The sequence below is a fragment of the Sphingobium sp. AP49 genome (assembly GCF_000281715.2).
In the GTDB taxonomy this organism is placed as follows: domain Bacteria; phylum Pseudomonadota; class Alphaproteobacteria; order Sphingomonadales; family Sphingomonadaceae; genus Sphingobium.
The window spans coordinates 4,443,319-4,459,874 of sequence record NZ_CP124576.1; the positions used below are offsets into that span (position 1 = coordinate 4,443,319).

Consider the following 16,556-nt stretch of genomic DNA (forward strand, 5'->3'; position numbering starts at 1 on the left):
AGCCTTCGCTGGGATGACGGGACAAAGCCAATGACCGACACGCTCGCCGACCCGATCTACCAGACCGATGCCCTCATCGCGCAGGACATCGACGCCTATCTCGACGTCCATCAGCACAAGACCATGCTGCGCTTCATCACCTGCGGCAGCGTCGATGACGGCAAGTCCACCCTGATCGGGCGGCTGCTCTATGATTCGAAGATGATCTTCGAGGATCAGCTCGAAGCGCTGCAGGCCGACAGCAAGCGCGTCGGCACGCAAGGGGGCGAGATCGACTTCGCCCTGCTGGTCGATGGCCTCGCCGCCGAGCGCGAACAGGGCATCACCATCGACGTCGCCTATCGCTTCTTCGCCACCGAGAAGCGCAAGTTCATCGTCGCCGATACGCCGGGCCATGAACAATATACCCGCAACATGGTCACCGGCGCGTCCACCGCCGACCTGGCCGTCATCCTGATCGACGCGCGCAAGGGCATCCTCACCCAGACGCGGCGCCACTCCTACCTCGCCCATCTGATCGGCATCCGCAACATCGTGCTCGCCGTCAACAAGATGGACCTGGTCGGCTATGACCAGGCCGTGTTCGACGGCATCGTCAAGGATTATGCCGAGTTCGCGCAGAGCATCGGCATCAGCGCCTTCACGCCCATCCCCATCTCCGGCTTCAAGGGCGACAATATCACCGCCCATTCGGAGAATACGCCCTGGTACAAGGGGCCGACCCTGATGGCCCATCTCGAAAGCGTCGAGGTCGATGCCACCACCGCGGCCGCCAAGCCCTTCCGCATGCCGGTCCAGTGGGTCAATCGCCCGAACCTCGACTTTCGCGGCTTTGCCGGCCTGATCGCCAGCGGATCGGTCAAGCCGGGCGACGCCGTGCGCGTCCTGCCCTCGGGCAAGACATCGACGATCAGTCGCATCGTCACGCTCGACGGTGACCTGGACGAGGCGATCGCCGGCCAGTCGGTGACCTTGTGCTTTGCCGACGAGATCGACTGTTCGCGCGGCGACGTCATCGCCGTGGCCGACAATCCGCCGGAGGTCTCCAGCCAGTTCGAGGCGACCATCGTGTGGATGGATGACGAGGCGATGCTGCCGGGTCGGCCCTATTGGCTCAAGATCGGTACCCAGAGCGTCTCGGCCACCGTCCAGGCGCCCAAATATGTCGTCAACGTCAACACCATGGAGCATCTGGCCGCCAAGACGCTGGACTTGAATGCCATTGGCGTGGCTGAACTGGCGACCGACAAGGCCATCACGTTCGAGCCCTATGCCGATAATCGCACGCTCGGCGGCTTCATCCTCATCGACAAGATCAGTAACCGCACCGTCGCGGCAGGCATGCTCCACTTCGCGCTGCGCCGCGCCCAGAATGTCCATTGGCAGGCGACCGACATCGGCCGCGACGCCCATGCGAGCCTCAAGAACCAGACCCCGCGCGTGCTGTGGTTCACCGGCCTGTCCGGCTCGGGCAAGTCGACCATCGCCAATGAGGTGGAAAAGCGGCTCGCCCTCATGAACCGCCACACCTTCCTGCTCGACGGCGACAATATCCGCCATGGCCTCAACAAGGATCTGGGCTTTACCGATGCCGACCGGGTGGAGAATATCCGCCGCGTCGGCGAGGTCGCCAAGCTGATGACCGATGCGGGCCTCATCGTTCTCACCGCCTTCATCTCCCCCTTCCGCGCCGAGCGCGAGATGGTGCGCCAGATGCTCCCCGAGGGCGAGTTCATCGAGATCTTCGTCGATACCCCGCTGGAGGTGGCCGAGGCGCGCGACGTCAAGGGTCTCTACAAGAAGGCCCGCTCGGGCAGCCTCAAGAACTTCACCGGCATCGACAGTCCCTATGAGGCGCCCACCGCTCCGGAAATCCGGGTCAACACCGTCGAGATGACCCCGGAAGAGGCCGCCGAGCATATCATCCGCAAGATCATGCCGCTCAAATGAGCAACGTCATGACAGACGCGGACCTCGCCGCCCATCTCGCCGAGACCGCCGGCCGCCTGCTGCTGGAGGTCCGCGCCTCGGGCCTGTTCAGCGCCAAGGCGCTCGGCAAGGCCGGCGACCAGACCGCCAACCAGTTCCTGGTCCATGCCCTCCAGGAACAGCGGCCCGACGACGGCCTCCTCTCCGAGGAGATGGCCTGTGACGGCGCGCGGCTCCAGCATAGTCGGGTGTGGATCGTCGATCCGGTCGACGGCACCCGCGAATATGGCGAGGCGCGCGCCGACTGGGCCGTCCATGTCGGCCTCGCCATCGACGGCGTCGCCACCATCGGCGCGGTCGCGCTACCCGGCCATGAGGACGGCATCGTCCTGCGCACCGACCAGCCGCGCATCGTGCCGCCCGCGCCCCAGAAACTCCGCATGGTCGTGTCCCGCACCCGCCCCGCACCCCAGGCGGTCGCGGTCGCAGAGGCGCTGGGCGCCGAACTGGTCCCCATGGGATCGGCCGGCGCCAAGGCCATGGCCGTGATCCTGGGCCAGGCCGACATCTATCTCCATGCCGGCGGCCAATATGAATGGGACAGCTGCGCCCCCGCCGCCGTCGCACTCGCCCACGGCCTCCACGCCTCCCGCATCGACGGATCACCGCTCACATACAACCAGCAAGACACATACATGCCTGACCTCCTCATCTGTCGCCAAGAACATGCCGACATCGTGCTGGAGGCCTTGGCCGAGATCGCGGCGCAGGCCGCCTGAAAAACAGAAGGGAAGAGGATCATGACCACCGACACCATCGGCCTCGACGCCGACGCCCTGGTCGCCGCCGCGCGCGAACAGACCGGCCTCACCGACCTGGGCGACGACGCCATCCTCGAAGGTCTGGACGTGCTGGTCGACGCGATCAACCGCGAGGCCAACCTCACCGAGGCGGCGCAGGGCCGCTGGGCACAGCAGCTGACCGCGACGCTCGCCAACCGCTTGCAGGTCGAGGACTGGCTCGCCCGCCATCCCGACCTGCTCGACGCCCCGATCGAGAAACCGATGTTCGTCTTCGGCCTGCCGCGCACCGGCACGACCCTGACGATCAACCTCTTGAACGCCGATCCCGCTCGCCGATCCTTCCTGCGCTGGGAGGCGTTCAATTCGGCGCCACCCGCTGCGGCCGGCACGCTCAGCAGCGACCCGCGCTATGTCGCGGAACAGGCGCGGCTCGACATGTCGCTCAAATATGCGCCGCATATCTCGGCGATCCATCATGAGGATGCCGACAGCCCGACCGAGTGCCAGTTCGCGATGGCGCCGTCCTTCTGCGCCCAATATTATGACTCGGTGCTGCATGTGCCGAGCTACCAGAAATGGCTGTTCGCCACGAGCTACCTGCCCGCCTTCCGCTATCACAAGCGGCTGCTGCAATTGCTGCAGGCGGAAAATGGTGGCCGCTGGACGCTGAAAAATCCCTGGCACCCGCTGTTCCTGGAAGACCTCACCACCGTCTATCCCGACGCCCAGCTGGTCATGACCCATCGCGATCCGGCCGATGTCGTCGGCTCGGCCTGCAGCCTCGTCTATCAGGTGCGCAAGATGTTCAGCGCCGATGTCGACCCGGTCGAGGTCGGCCGCTCGCAGCTGCGCACCTTCGACCTGATGATCGAAAGGATGATCGCCTATCGCGACAAGCATGGCCAGGATGCGATCCACGACATCCAGTATGACGACCAGCTGCGCGACCCGATCGGCGAGATGCGCAAACTCTATGCTCGCTTCGACGAGCCGTTCACGGCAGAAGCGGAGGCCGGGATGAGCGCGATGCTGGCCGCCAATCCGCAGGGCAAGCATGGCAAGCACAGCTATGACCTGGCCGATTATGGCCTGGATCGCGCGCAGATCCACGCCCATTTCAAGGACTATACCGACCGCTTCTCGATCCCGACCAAGGCCTGATCCCATGACGCAGGCGCATCACGACCTCGCCCGCCGCTTCTTCGCCGCCCTGTCGGCGGCGGCACTGCCGGACGAATTGCTGACCGACGACATGACCGCCTGGACGACGACGTCGGGCGTCGATGCGCCCGCCGCCGCCTATCAGCGCGGCGTGGCGATGCTGGGGTCGCTGTTCCAGGGCGGGCTGACCTTCACCGTCGATTCGCTGACGGCGCAAGAGGATCGGGTCGCGGCCGAGGTGCGGTCGGCAGGCACGCTGGTGAATGGCGAGCCCTTCGCCAATCGCTATATCTTCCTGCTGCGCATCCGCGACGGCCGGATCGCGTCGGTCGCCGAGCATTTCAACCCGGCGCCGGTGGAAGCCCAGATCAAGCCGCTGATCCAGGCGATGATGGCGGCCAAGCCGGGCTGAGCGATCAGCCCTGTTTCGCGCCCTGGCTGGCCATCGCGAAACTGTAACGCAGATGGTCGAGATGGCCGGTCGGCACCGGCGGGAAGAGCAACGCGTCCTGCGGGTCGCGTATTCCCTCCAGCCGATCGGCAATCTGTTCGATCGTCCAGTCGGGCTGGAACACGCCGACCGTTTCCATCGTGTAGGCGCGCGCGACACGCCCGGCCATGGCGATCAGCATCTCGCCACTGACCGCGCAATCCTGATGCGCCAGATAGCCCACGACCGGCGCGACCAGTTCCGGGTCCATCGGCGGATAGGCGCTGGTGTCGAGCCCTTCGGCCATGCGGGTGACGGCGCCGGGCAGGATGATGTTGCTCTTCACGCCATGGGCCGCCCCCTCGATCGCGGCGACGTTGGACAGGCCGATCATCCCCGCCTTGGCGACGCTGTAATTGACCACGCCGGCATTGCCATAAAGCCCGTTGATCGATCCGGTGAGGACGATGCGGCCATAGTTCGCCGCGCACATATGCGGGAAAGCGGCGCGCACGACATGGAAGGCACCGCGCAGATGAACGTCGAGCACCGTCTCGAAATCGGCATAGCTGAGCTCCGCCAGCCCGCCGCGTCGGACGATGCCGGCATTGTGGATAAGGATGTCGATGCCGCCGAAATGGTCGCGGGCGAGGTCGATCATCGCCTGCCCGCCCTGTGGCGTGGCGACGCTGTCGGTCGAGGCGATCGCCTGGCCGCCGGCAGCGCGGATTTCGTCCACCACCGATTGGGCCGGACCGGCATCGGTGCCCTCGCCCTGCATGCTGACGCCCGGATCATTGACCACCACTTTCGCGCCGCGCGCCGCCAGCAGCAGCGCATAGGCCCGCCCGAGGCCACGCCCGGCGCCGGTGATCAGGGCGACGCGGTCGTCAAATCGCAGCATGATAGTCTCTCTCCCGGATGATGATTGGCGGGGAGCTTAGCGGCGGCGGTGCCGTCGCCCCAAGCGTGCCGCCAAATGATCGCTCAGGCGACGATCCCGGCATCGCGCAACCGGGCGATGGTCGCGGCGTCCATCCCCAGCAACTCCGCCAGCACCATATCGCTATGCTCGCCCAGCACCGGCGGCGCGCTCGGCACCGGCTGCTCGGCGCCGGGAAAGCGGAAGGGCCGGTTGACGATCGGGATCACGCCCAGGGTCTTATGCTCGGTCTCGACCACCATGTTACGGACCAGCGTCTGCGGCTGGGCCAGCGCCTCGCTGATGGTCAGGATCGGCGCATGGGGCACCTGATGCGCGGCGAACAGGTCGGCGAGGTCGGCCACGGTGCGGGTTTGCGTCACCGCCGACAGCAGCCCATTCACCTCGGCCCGCCGTTCGCGCCTCTTGTCGAGCATGTCGTATCGCGGATCGTCGGCCAGCCCGTCGAGGCCCAGCGCCGCGCAAATCTTGCCCCAGAAATGATTGGTGAGGCAGGCGATGACGATCGACCCGTCGCTCGCCGGAAAAACGCCATAGGGGACCAGATTGGGATGCTGCGATCCCTGAGGCACCGGATCCTGCCCGGTGAAGAAGCTCAATTGTGCCAGATAGCCGAGCAGGCCGATCATCCCGTCCATCAGGCTGATATCGATCAGCCGGCCGCGCCCGGTGGCATGGCGCTCATGCAGGGCGGCGAGGATCGCGATCGGCCCGTTGATGCCGCCGACCAGATCGCCGAGCGGAATGCCGAGCTTGGTCGGCAACCCGCCCGGCTCGCCATTGACGCTGAGCGCGCCGGACATGGCCTGTAGCACGATGTCGAAGGAGGGCCGGTCCTTGAGCGGCCCGGTCATGCCGAAACCGGAAATAGCGCAATAGATAAGGCCCGGGTTGATCGCGGACAACGCCTCATAGCCAAGGCCCAGCCGGTCCATGACGCCGGGCCGGTAATTTTCGATGACGATGTCGGATTTCACCGCCAGGTCGCGCGCGATCGCCAGCCCTTCGGGGGCCTTGAGGTCGAGCACGATGCTCTTCTTGCCGCGATTGACGCTGAGGAAATAATGGCTCTCGCCCGCGCGCAGCGGCGGAAAGCTGCGGGTATCGTCGCCGCTACCGGGTGGCTCCACCTTGATGACTTCCGCGCCCAGATCCGCGAGCGCCAGTGCAGCCGAAGGGCCAGCCAGCACACGGGTGAAATCCAGCACCCGCACCCCGGCCAGCGGCCCCGCCCACTCACTCTTGTCGTGGCTGTCCATCATGCATCTTTCGGTGGGCCGTCCCATCCCAAATCCTCCCCAGGGGGAAGGAACGGCCCGTCGCGCCCGGATCAGGCCGGGCGGCTGGGCAGTTCGGCGATCGAGGTGCCAAAGGCCGAGATTTCGCCGCGATGGGTTTCCGCACGCTGCTGGATCTCGACATATTTCTTGCCGTTCTCCTCGAACTTGCGGATCACGCTGCCGTCGATGAAGATCACGTCGCCATCGGGATTGTGGCGGCGGATCTGGCACTTGCTCTTGTGCAGGAAGCCATCGTCGCCGATCCAGTTGGTGACCTGATGGGTCAGCCAGCTGCAGCGTTCCGGACCATAGTCATAGGCACCCGGCGCGCCGACTTCGAGCGCGAACGCCTCATCCCAATGGACGCGTTCCGGGCAGTCCGGCACGTTGAAGCGGTTCTTGATGCCGGTGCCGGGGTGCTTCTGCTGCATCTTCCAGGCGAGCTTGTTGGCGCGGATATAGAGGCCGCCCCAGCCCTGCGCGTAGCAGATGAAGCCGGTGACCGTCATCGGCCCCTTCATCATGCGCGGCAGTTCGTCGCCGACCTGCACATCTTCCCAGTAACGGGGCGTGGCGCCGCGAATCTCTTCCTTCTCGTACAGCTTGTACATCTCGGCCAGCTGTTCGTCGGTGAAGGGCTCCACGCGGCCACGGGCTTCGGTGTACTTGGTGCCACGCTCGCGCGCTTCGTCGCGATCGGTGCGGAATACCCAGCTGTCGCCTTCGGCCACCTTGTCGCCCGACTGGTTGAAGAAATCGACATGGTAGATCTGCTGGAAGCTGCGGCCGGCAAACTTGGTCTGATGCTCGATCAGATCCTTCAAATAGGCCTCGGTGCGGATCGTGTCGTTGCGCAGCACCGGCTTGTGCCAGGTCCAGTCGGCGCCGGCCCACATCGCATGGACGCCCGACAGGCCACCGCAATAGCCCGAGATGATGCGGCTGGTGGTGAACAGGAAGCTGGGCAGCGCAACCAGCGAACCATGCTTGGTCTTCTCGGCATAGGCCGGGTCGCACCACAGCGGATTATCGTCGCCGATGCCGTGCGCATAATGGCGGATCGCGTCACGGGTGGCTTCGTAATTCCACGGTTCGACGGTATTCTCGATCTTGACGCCGATGCGCTTGCGCAGGTCGTCCAGCCCCTCCTCGGTGATCTTGGGGAATTTGTTCACGGGCGCGTCGGCCAATGTTGCCATCTCTCTTCTCCTGATATTCAGTTGGCGAGTTCGACCGCCTTGGCGGCCTCACGGTCTCTCAGAATCTTGCGGTGAACCTTGCCGGCCGGCGTCTTGGGCAGGTCGGTCACGAATTCGACGATGCGCGGGAACTCATGCTGGGCCAGCTTCTCGCGGGTGAAGTCCTGCAATTCGCGGACCAGCGCATCGCTGCCGTCCCGATTGATGATAATGAAGGCCTTCACCACCTGGCCGCGCTTGTCGTCGGGCACGCCGATCACCGCGCATTCCAGCACCGCCGCATGCTTGAGCAGCGTATTCTCGATCTCGACCGCGCTCATCGTCCAGCCTGCCGAGATGATGACGTCGTCGGCGCGGCCGCAATGGTAGAAATAGCCGTCGGCGTCGATCTTCGCCCGGTCCTTGGTCGTTTCCCACCGGTCGCGGCGCCACAGCATCAGTTCGCCAATCTCGCCGGGATCGCAGGCGCTGCCGTCGGGGCGCTGCACTTCCAGTCTCTGGCCCGGCACCGCCTTGCCCAGCGAACCCGGCTTCACCATGAAATCCTGCGCGCCGGGATAGTTGACCAGCACCACGCCGATCTCGGTCGTGCCGTACATGGAACAGGCCGGCACCTTGAAATGGGCGTCGATGAAGTCCAGCGTCGCCGGGTCGATCGGCTCGCCGGTGTAGCTGAGCTTATCAAAATGGAAGGCGAAGTCGGCGGCCTGGCCGCTATTCTTCATCATCCGATAATGGGTCGCGGCGGCCGACATGTTGGTGATGCCGTATGCGTCCAGCGCCTGCATCAGCCGTACAGGATCGAACCGGCCGGCAAAGGTGCCCGTCGTCACGCCCAGCCCCAGCGGCGCCAGCGTGCCATGCCACAAGCCATGGCCCCAGGCCGGCGAGGAGGGGCAGAAAAACTCGTCGCCCGGCCGGATGCCGGTGCCGTAGAGGGCGGCGAACATCAAGGTCACCAGCGCGCGATGGCTGTGCTTCACCGCCTCGGGCAGTTCGCGCGTCGTGCCCGACGTATATTGGAAGACGGCCAGGTCATTGGCCTTGGTCTTCGGGCTGTAGGTCGCCGGGAAACGGGCTAGGTCGGCCAGCAGCGCATCGTCGGCGACGATCACGCGCGGCCCATCCATGCTGCGCGCCAGCTCCGCCTTTTCCGCATTGGTGATCAGGATGATCGGCTTGCAGTCGTCGACCCGCAACCGCAGCGCGTCCGGGCCGAACAGGGTGAAAAGCGGCACCGAGATCGCGCCGGTCTGCATCGCCCCGAACAGGCAGACATAGAAGGGCAGCGAAGGCTCCAGCATGAAGGCGATGCGTTCGCCCGGCTGAATGCCCTCGGCGTCGAGCCAATGGGCGAAGCGCGCAGCCCCCGCCGCGATCGCATCGAAGCTGAGGATCTCGTCCCGGCCATCGGCATGGGCGATGCGCACGGCGGCGCGGCCCGATCCGTCGGCATGACGGGTGACGCATTCATGGGCGATGTTCAGTTCGTCGCGATCACCGTCGAACAAATCCCACAGCGCCGCTGAGGTCGCATGTGCCTGTGCATCGGCATAGCTGCGATAGTCGGTTAGCTTCGCCATCATCCCATCCCATCGGTCCGGCATTCAACCGGGCGAACGGGTCGAAACCCCGTCGCTGCTTGCAACAAGCGATGTCACAGCGACTCATTTGTTGTAAATAGTGAATGATGTTCTATATTTTGAATGACAGACTATCGGCGTCGCGATAGGATGACGCCATGACCGACAGCCGCACCACGCCCCGCCCGCCCTCCACCGTCCGCAAGGTCGCCAAGGCCGTGCAGGAGAGCAAGGCGCCCGCCATCGCCCGCGCCGCCGCGATCCTGCGCCTGCTGGGCAAGAGCGACCGGCCGCTGGGCGTACAGGCGATCGCCAAGGAATTGGGGCTGGTGCCCAGCACCTGCCTCTATGTGCTGCGCGCGCTGGTGGAGGAGGAACTGGTCGCCTTCGACCCCGACACCAAACGCTATGCGCTGCAGGCCGGCGTGCTGACGCTGGCGCGCAACTGGCTGCGCCGCGACGCCTTCAACGACCTCGCCCAGCCGGTGCTCGACCGGTTGGCGCATCGCTTCGGCCTCACCATGCTGGGGGTGCAGGCGGTCGGCCTCGACCATATGATCGTCGTCGCCATGGCGCAGTCGGGCAGCGGCTTTCAGCTGAGCGCCCAGGTCGGCAGCCGCTTTCCCGCCCTGATCAGTGCCACGGGCCGCTGCATCGCCGCCTTTGGCGATTATGGCGAGAAGGAACTGAAGGCGCGGTTCGACACGTTGCGCTGGGACGATCCGCCGCCCTTCGCCGACTGGATGGAGCAATTGCGCCAGACGCGCGCGCAGGGCTTCGCGGTGGACGAGGGCCAATATATTGCCGGCGTCACCGTCGTCTCCGCGCCGGTGTGGAAGGGCGCGGGCCGCCCGGTCCATGCGCTGGTCGCGATCGGCATCGGCGCCGCTCTGCAACGCGAGGGGCTGGGCGCATTGCAGCTGGCGCTGGTCGAGGCAGCGGGTGCACTCAGCCACCAGCTGAGCGGCGACCGCCCCTTACCGGCGGCGTAGCGCCAGCACGCTCCCTTCGGCGTCGCCCGACACATAGAGCGTGCCGTCCGGCCCCGCAGTCACATCGGCGAAATTGATCATCGGCCCGGCCATGTCGCCGATCGGCCCCAAAAACTTGGGCGTCACGCCGGCGGGCGCGCCGACCGGCAAAGCGCTGGCAATCGTCTCGCGCGCGCCGCCCGACAGGTCGGTGGCGACCAGTGCCTTGGCCTGCGTATCGACAACGAACAATTGCCCGCCGGTAATCGCCAGCCCTTCCGGCCGACCGAGACCGTCGATGATCGTCTCGCTGCGGCCGCTAGCGACCCGTATCACGCGCCCCGCCCCGGCCTCGGCGACATAGGCTGTTCCGTCCGGCGCCAGCGCCACGCCAATCGGCTTGTCGAGGCCGGTGGCCAGTTCGCTGACCGCGCCATTCTCGATCGAGAGCAGCCGGCCGGTGCCATATTCAGCGACGACCACCGCGCCGCCCGACGCGACCGCCACGCCCATCAACTGGTCGAGGCCGGTGGCGAGGAAATCGCTTTCCCCCTGCCCCGGCCGATAGCGCGCCACCGCGCCGAGGCCGGTGCTGATGATCCACTCCCCCGCCTGCGCCCCGGCGGCGACACCGCGCATATAACCGGGACAGCCGGGATAGAAGATCATGCCGGCCAGGGTCAGCCCCTCACCGGGCCGCAGCGTATAGCCAAAGGCGCCGTCGGCAACGAACATCGCGCCATCCGCGCCCATGGCCAGGCCCAGCGGCCATTGCAACGCGCGCGGCACGACAGATCGCACCTTGCCATCGCCCAGCAATTCGGTGATTTCGCCGGGGATGCTCGACACGAAGATGCGGTCGCCGATGAAGCTCAGATTGTCGAGGCCAGGGCCAAGATCGGCCAGCACCTCGCGCGTGCCGCTCACCAAGTCGAGCCGCAGCACCTGCCCGCTCGCGACCTGGGTGGTGACGATCCGCCCCTTGCTGTCAAACTTCACCGCATCGGGCACGCCCAGATCGCCGGCCACCACTTCGGGCGCGCCGCCATCCAGGTCGACCCGCCAAATCTCGTTGGCGCCCATCACCGGGAAATAGAGCTTGCCGTCCGGCCCGACCTGAAAGGCATTAGCCATCGGGACATTGTCGAGGATGACGCGGGGCGCGCCGCCATCCAGATCCAGTTCCATGATCCGCGCGCCGATGCGGCATTCGCCCGCGATCAGCCGGCCCTGATGCCAGGTGATCGGGTTGGCGACCGGAATGTCGCCGCGCACCACCCGCACATCGCCCGATGGCGTGCGCATCGCGACACGCCCCTCGGTAATCTCGGTCAGATAGAGGTTGCCGGCATCGTCGAACACCAGATCGTCGGGCGCGACGATGGCGCCGCCCATCGCGCTGATCGTCTCGATCGCGCCGCTGTCGACATCGATCGCGCTGACCTGGCTGCCGCCGACCTGCGCCACATAGAGGCGCCCGTCCGGCCCGGTGGCCAGGCCATTGGCGCCGTGCAGGCGGCTGGGCGGGGTCAGCCGCGCGAGGGACCAGCCCTCGGCAGCGATAGCAGCACTGGCGGCGCCATAGCGCCCGGACTGGACCGCCATCTCAGGCGTAGCCCAGCAGCGACTTCACTTCGAGATATTCGAGGAAGCCATGCTCGCCCCATTCGCGGCCATTGCCGCTGCGCTTGTAACCGCCGAAGGGCGCATGGAAATCGAAGCCGCCATTGATGCTGATCCAACCGGTCCGCATCCGCCGGGCGACGGCACGGCATTGCTCGACATCGGTGCCGCTGACATAGCCGGCGAGGCCGAAATTGCTGGCATTGGCGATGTCGACCGCGTGGTCGATATCGTCATAGCCGATGATCACCAGCACCGGGCCGAATATCTCCTCGCGCGCGATCACCATGTCGTTGGTGCCGACGAACACCGTCGGCTTGACGAACCAGCCCTTATCGATCCCGTCCGGGCGACCGGCGCCGCCGGCGATCAGGGTCGCGCCTTCGTCCAGGCCTTTTTGAATATAGTCCTGAATGATGTTGTACTGGCTCTTCGACACGACCGGACCCATGGCGACATTGCCGGTCGGATCGCCGACCGTCACCGCGTCCGCTGCGCCCTTGGCCGCCGCAATCACCTCGTCCATGCGCGATGCCGGCACCAGCAGGCGCGATCCCGCGCTGCAGGTCTGGCCCGAATTGCCCATCATGCCGCCGGTCGCGCCCGCGACATTGGCGGCCAGCGCATCATCGTCCAACACGATGAAGGCGCTCTTGCCGCCCAGTTCCAGCCCGACCCGCTTGATCGTCGTCGCTGCATCCTTCTGAATCTGGACGCCGACCGGCTCGGAGCCGGTGAAGGACACCATGTCGACATCCTCATGGGTGGACAGCGCCGTGCCGATCACGCTGCCGCTGCCCTGGACCATGTTGAACACGCCGGCCGGCACGCCCGCCGTATCCAGAATCTCGGCCAGGATCTGGGCCGAGAAGGGCGCGAGTTGTGGCGGCTTCAGGATCATGGTGCAGCCGGTCGCCAGCGCCGGGAAAATCTTGACGCAGGTCTGGTTCATCGGCCAGTTCCACGGCGTGATGAGCGCGCAGACGCCGATCGGCTCGCGCGCGATCATCGTCGCGCCATGCAGCTCATCGAACTTGAAGTCGCGCAGCACCTCGATCGCGGTCTGCAGATGCCCCGCGCCCAGCCCGACATGGAAACCATGAGCGAGCGAGGATGGCGCCCCCATCTCCTCGATGATCGCGTCGCCCAGTTCGGTCTGGCGTCGCGCATATTCCGCCTGGATGGCGAGCAGCAGGTCGAGCCGCTGTTCGCGCGTGGTCTGCGACCAGCCGGCAAAGGCCTTGCGCGCGGCGGCGACCGCCTTGTTCACATCGGCGACACCGCCGAGCGAAATGGTGCCGGCCACCGCCTCGGTCGCCGGGTTGATGACATCCGCGGTCTTCGGTTCGACCGGGGCGACCCACTGGCCGTCGATATAGAAGTTCCGATAGTCGCGCATATCCTCACCCATGCAAAAGAGGGATTATCTTATAAAGGACCGGGCCGGCATGATGCCGGCCCGGAGATCATTCCTTACTGGGTGCCTTCGGCGTACCAGGTGCGGAATTCGGCATATTTGGGCATTTCTTCCGAATTGGCCTTGGGGTCGATCACGACATGGACGACGCCCGGCTTGCCGCTGGCATAGGCACGCGCGATCGCCGGCTTGATGTCTTCCGCGCGGGTCACATATTCGCCGTGGCAGCCAAAGCCCTCGCCGATCTTGTCGAAGCGGACTTCCTTGCTCCAATGGGTGCCGGTCTCTTCCGTGCCCTGACCGAAGGTGCGCTTGTAGACGCCCACTTCCAGGCCCCACTGATTATCCACGCCGACGACGCAGACCAGAGGCAGCTTGGTGCGGACTGCCACTTCCAGTTCGGCGATATGGAACATGAAGCTGCTGTCCGACGTCAGCAACAGGCCCGGACGGCTGACGCCCGTTGCAGCCCGATCCGCCAGCATCGCGCCGGTGGCATAGGGAATGCCGGTGCCGATATGACCGAAATTCTGGTTCCAGATGACGTCGTTCGGCTTGCACTGCGAATAGGTCCACTGGAAGATCACGCCCGCGCCGCCGTCGCGGATCAGGATGCCATCCTTGGGGAAGGCCTCGGTCGCTTCCACCGCCAGACGGGCCGGATGGATCGGCAGGTCGCCGGTGCCATCGCTCTTGGTGCGCGATTCCGCCGCCAGTTCGTCCAGTTCGGCCTGGCCGTCGCGCATGAAGGCTTCCAGACCGGGCGCGGGTGCGCGCGGCGTGTCCTTCAGCGCCTCGACCAACTGCGGCACGACGCCGCGCAGATCGCCGACCAGCGGCACGTCGATCGGGCGGTTGACGCCGATCGCGGCGGGATCCTGCTCGACATAGATCCACTTGCGGATCGCTTCATTCTTCATCCAGTAGCGCCACTTGCCGAAATGGACCGGCTCGCCCAATTCGGTACCCAGCGCCAGCACCAGGTCGGACTCGGTGACCGCCTCGATCGATGCCTTGGAGAAGACATATTGGAAGGTGCGGTCTTCCAGCCCCTTGATATAGCTGGTGCCGCCCGAGGTCTGGATCACCGGGCAGTTCATCAGGTCCGCCAGTTCCTTGACCGCCGCGCCCGAGCGCGAGGTGTGAACGGCATGGCCGACCAGCAGGATCGGGTTCTTGGCGGCGCGGATCAGGTCCGCCGCTTCCTTGACCCGGTCGATGTCCGCGCCCTGATTGACCAGGCGATAACGGTCCGGCGCCAGCGGCGCGGGCAGGTCCAGCTCTTCCAGAATGATGTGGCTGGGATATTCGATATAGACCGGGCCGGGGGTGCCGCCCATCGCCTTGCGAATGCCCTCGCGCACCACTTCGTCGGTCTGGTCGGCATATTCGATCGAGGCGGCATATTTGACGCTATTCTCGAACAAGGGCATCTGCTTGACGAACTGGATGCGGCCGCGACGGACGCGCTGTTCGGTCACGCGGGCGCGCTGGCCCGACAGGAAGATGACCGGCGAATTTTCGACCAGCGCGCACTGGATGGCGGGCGCCATATTGGCGATGCCCGGCCCCAGCGTGCCGATCGCAACGGCGGGCTTGCCGGTGATGCGCGAGGCGGCCTCGGCCATGAAGCCGGCTGCGGCTTCGTGATGCGGCGCAACCACGGTCCAGCCGCGACGCTCGGCCTCCAGGAACATATGGACGAAATTGGGGTCGGGAATGCCGAACAGCGTGTTGATGCCTTCGGCCTCGAACAGGTCCAGCATCCGCTTGTAGACCGGCGTGCCCTTCTTGTCGGTGGCGTTCACATTCACGGCGGGCTTGGGATCGTCATAGCTCATTTGAGTAACCTCGGTGCGCCCGTACCCATGTACGTGGCTAGGTTGCGGTGGAAATTGGTGATCTTGCGTTCCTGATGGGGGTTGGGCAGCGGCCCGCGGAACCCGCGCGACTTCATGCCCTTCTGCACCCATTCCATGTTGGAAAAGTCCTGGGCGAGGACAGAGCCCCAGCCCTCGGCGGTCGCCTCGGTTTCTTCCCACTCGGTGACCGGCGCCTGCCCTTCGGGAAAACGCTCGATCGCGTAGGATTCAAAGATGCACATGTCGGGATCGTCGCCATAGGGACGGGTGCGGTAGCAAAGGGCGAAGGTGATCCCCTGCAGCACCGACATGTTGGGAAAGACATGCCAGGCCAGACCCGCCTCGGCCATCACCTCGGGCGGGATTTCCGGCCAGATGACGCCCCGCGCGGCGTCGTCCGCCTTGGCGGATTTGAGCCAATGGGCGATGACGTCGCCAGCCGCCGTGCCTTCGGGCAGTTCGTCGACCAGCCGGCTGGCCGCATTGACCAAAGTCTCGGTCGAGGCCGCATAGTTCAATGTCTCGAAATTTTCGCGGATCAGCTCATAGGTGGAGCGGCGCGGATCATCGCCCTTGCCGGCCCGCGTCACGCTGCTGCTCTGGCTCATCTGGAAAGCCGGGTCGCGCTGGTCGAAGCCACTGACGCCATGCAGGCCATAGGCCGCGCTATAGGCATAATAATCGCCATAATCGAGCAGCTGGGTATGGGTGCCCGCGACATGGTAAGGCTCCATGAACGCTTCCAGCGCGGTCTTCCAATTGGCGGGATAAACCACCCATTTGCGCCATTTATAGCGCATCTTGTCCATCTCGAAGTGGGACAGGATACGCCCGGCATCGCCCAGGAAATCGGCCAGGGGCTCCGCATCGGGATCCATGTTGATCCAGATCCAGCCGCCCCATATGTCGATCTTGACGTCCGACAGGCGGGTGCATTCGGGCGTCAGCGCGCCCTGCCAGTCCTGCGGGTCGAGAATATATGTGTTGTTGCCCTCGGTATCGAAGGTCCAGCCATGGAAGCCGCAGACGAAGCTGCGCCGGTTCTTGCCGCGCACCGAATGGACACCCTTGGGCACATCGATCAGTTGGCGGCCCCGGTGCGGGCAGACATTGTAGAAGGCGCGCAGCGCATCGGGCGCGGTCCGCACGATGATGAAGGACTCATCGCAAATGTCATAGGTCATCCAGTCGCCGACATCGGGCAGGTCTTCGACCCGCTCGACCATCTGCCAGACATGCGGCCACAGCTTCTCCTTCTCGGCCAGGGCGTAGTCCTTCGACAGGAACGCCTCGGTCGGATAGGTCAGCGGCTTGGCCAGCGCCTCGACGTCGATGTTGCTCAATTTGCTCATGGC

Annotated in this window: 13 protein-coding genes; 5 read left to right on the forward strand and 8 right to left on the reverse strand. The window is 65.4% G+C overall.

Going from position 1 to position 16,556, the window contains the following annotated elements; all coding sequences use genetic code 11:
- The first annotated feature begins 30 nt into the window (after nt 1-30).
- Genes cysN through PMI04_RS20995 form a run of 4 tightly spaced genes read left to right on the forward strand, consistent with a single transcriptional unit; the run spans nt 31 to nt 4,305 of the window.
- Complete coding sequence (cysN, locus tag PMI04_RS20980; protein ID WP_007709140.1) at nt 31-1,950, forward strand: sulfate adenylyltransferase subunit CysN; 1,920 nt, start codon at nt 31-33, stop codon at nt 1,948-1,950.
- Nucleotides 1,951-1,958: 8 nt separating this feature from the next.
- The gene (locus PMI04_RS20985; protein WP_283184827.1) at nt 1,959-2,708 is read left to right on the forward strand and encodes a 3'(2'),5'-bisphosphate nucleotidase CysQ; all 750 of its coding nucleotides are present in this window, start codon (nt 1,959-1,961) and stop codon (nt 2,706-2,708) included.
- Nucleotides 2,709-2,729: 21 nt separating this feature from the next.
- Nucleotides 2,730-3,893: a sulfotransferase gene (locus PMI04_RS20990; protein WP_007715439.1), complete on the forward strand. Its 1,164-nt coding sequence runs from the start codon at nt 2,730-2,732 to the stop codon at nt 3,891-3,893.
- A 4-nt stretch (nt 3,894-3,897) separates the two neighbouring features.
- Nucleotides 3,898-4,305, forward strand: coding sequence for a nuclear transport factor 2 family protein (locus PMI04_RS20995; RefSeq protein ID WP_007715443.1), 408 nt, complete (start codon nt 3,898-3,900; stop codon nt 4,303-4,305).
- A 4-nt stretch (nt 4,306-4,309) separates the two neighbouring features.
- Here PMI04_RS20995 and PMI04_RS21000 read toward each other — a convergent pair whose 3' ends face one another.
- From PMI04_RS21000 to PMI04_RS21015, 4 genes are all read right to left on the reverse strand, one after another.
- Nucleotides 4,310-5,227 (reverse strand): SDR family NAD(P)-dependent oxidoreductase, encoded by a 918-nt coding sequence (locus PMI04_RS21000; RefSeq protein WP_007715445.1) that lies wholly within the window; start codon nt 5,225-5,227, stop codon nt 4,310-4,312.
- 83 nt (nt 5,228-5,310) lie between these two features.
- Nucleotides 5,311-6,528, reverse strand: a complete 1,218-nt coding sequence (locus tag PMI04_RS21005; RefSeq protein ID WP_238536016.1) for a CoA transferase — start codon at nt 6,526-6,528, stop codon at nt 5,311-5,313.
- 68 nt (nt 6,529-6,596) lie between these two features.
- Nucleotides 6,597-7,745 (reverse strand): MaoC family dehydratase N-terminal domain-containing protein, encoded by a 1,149-nt coding sequence (locus PMI04_RS21010; protein WP_007715451.1) that lies wholly within the window; start codon nt 7,743-7,745, stop codon nt 6,597-6,599.
- A 17-nt stretch (nt 7,746-7,762) separates the two neighbouring features.
- Complete coding sequence (locus PMI04_RS21015) at nt 7,763-9,328, reverse strand: AMP-binding protein (protein WP_007715453.1); 1,566 nt, start codon at nt 9,326-9,328, stop codon at nt 7,763-7,765.
- A gap of 158 nt (nt 9,329-9,486) precedes the next feature.
- Here PMI04_RS21015 and PMI04_RS21020 point away from each other — a divergent pair, with 158 nt between their 5' ends.
- A complete protein-coding gene (locus PMI04_RS21020) occupies nt 9,487-10,320 on the forward strand; it encodes an IclR family transcriptional regulator (protein WP_007715455.1) in 834 nt (277 codons plus the stop codon).
- Here the strand turns inward: PMI04_RS21020 and PMI04_RS21025 are convergent.
- The 4 genes from PMI04_RS21025 to PMI04_RS21040 all read right to left on the reverse strand — a co-directional run bounded on the left by PMI04_RS21025 (nt 10,306) and on the right by PMI04_RS21040 (nt 16,553).
- A complete protein-coding gene (locus PMI04_RS21025) occupies nt 10,306-11,904 on the reverse strand; it encodes an SMP-30/gluconolactonase/LRE family protein (RefSeq protein WP_007715457.1) in 1,599 nt (532 codons plus the stop codon). The genes PMI04_RS21020 and PMI04_RS21025 overlap by 15 nt on opposite strands.
- A gap of 1 nt (nt 11,905) precedes the next feature.
- Entirely contained in the window at nt 11,906-13,321 is a 1,416-nt protein-coding gene (locus tag PMI04_RS21030) for an aldehyde dehydrogenase family protein (protein ID WP_037487533.1), read from the reverse strand.
- Nucleotides 13,322-13,395: 74 nt separating this feature from the next.
- Nucleotides 13,396-15,180, reverse strand: coding sequence for a thiamine pyrophosphate-binding protein (locus PMI04_RS21035; RefSeq protein ID WP_007715460.1), 1,785 nt, complete (start codon nt 15,178-15,180; stop codon nt 13,396-13,398).
- Nucleotides 15,177-16,553, reverse strand: a complete 1,377-nt coding sequence (locus tag PMI04_RS21040) for an aromatic ring-hydroxylating dioxygenase subunit alpha (protein WP_007715461.1) — start codon at nt 16,551-16,553, stop codon at nt 15,177-15,179. The genes PMI04_RS21035 and PMI04_RS21040 overlap by 4 nt, the downstream gene beginning before the upstream one ends.
- Between the last annotated feature and the right edge of the window lie 3 nt (nt 16,554-16,556).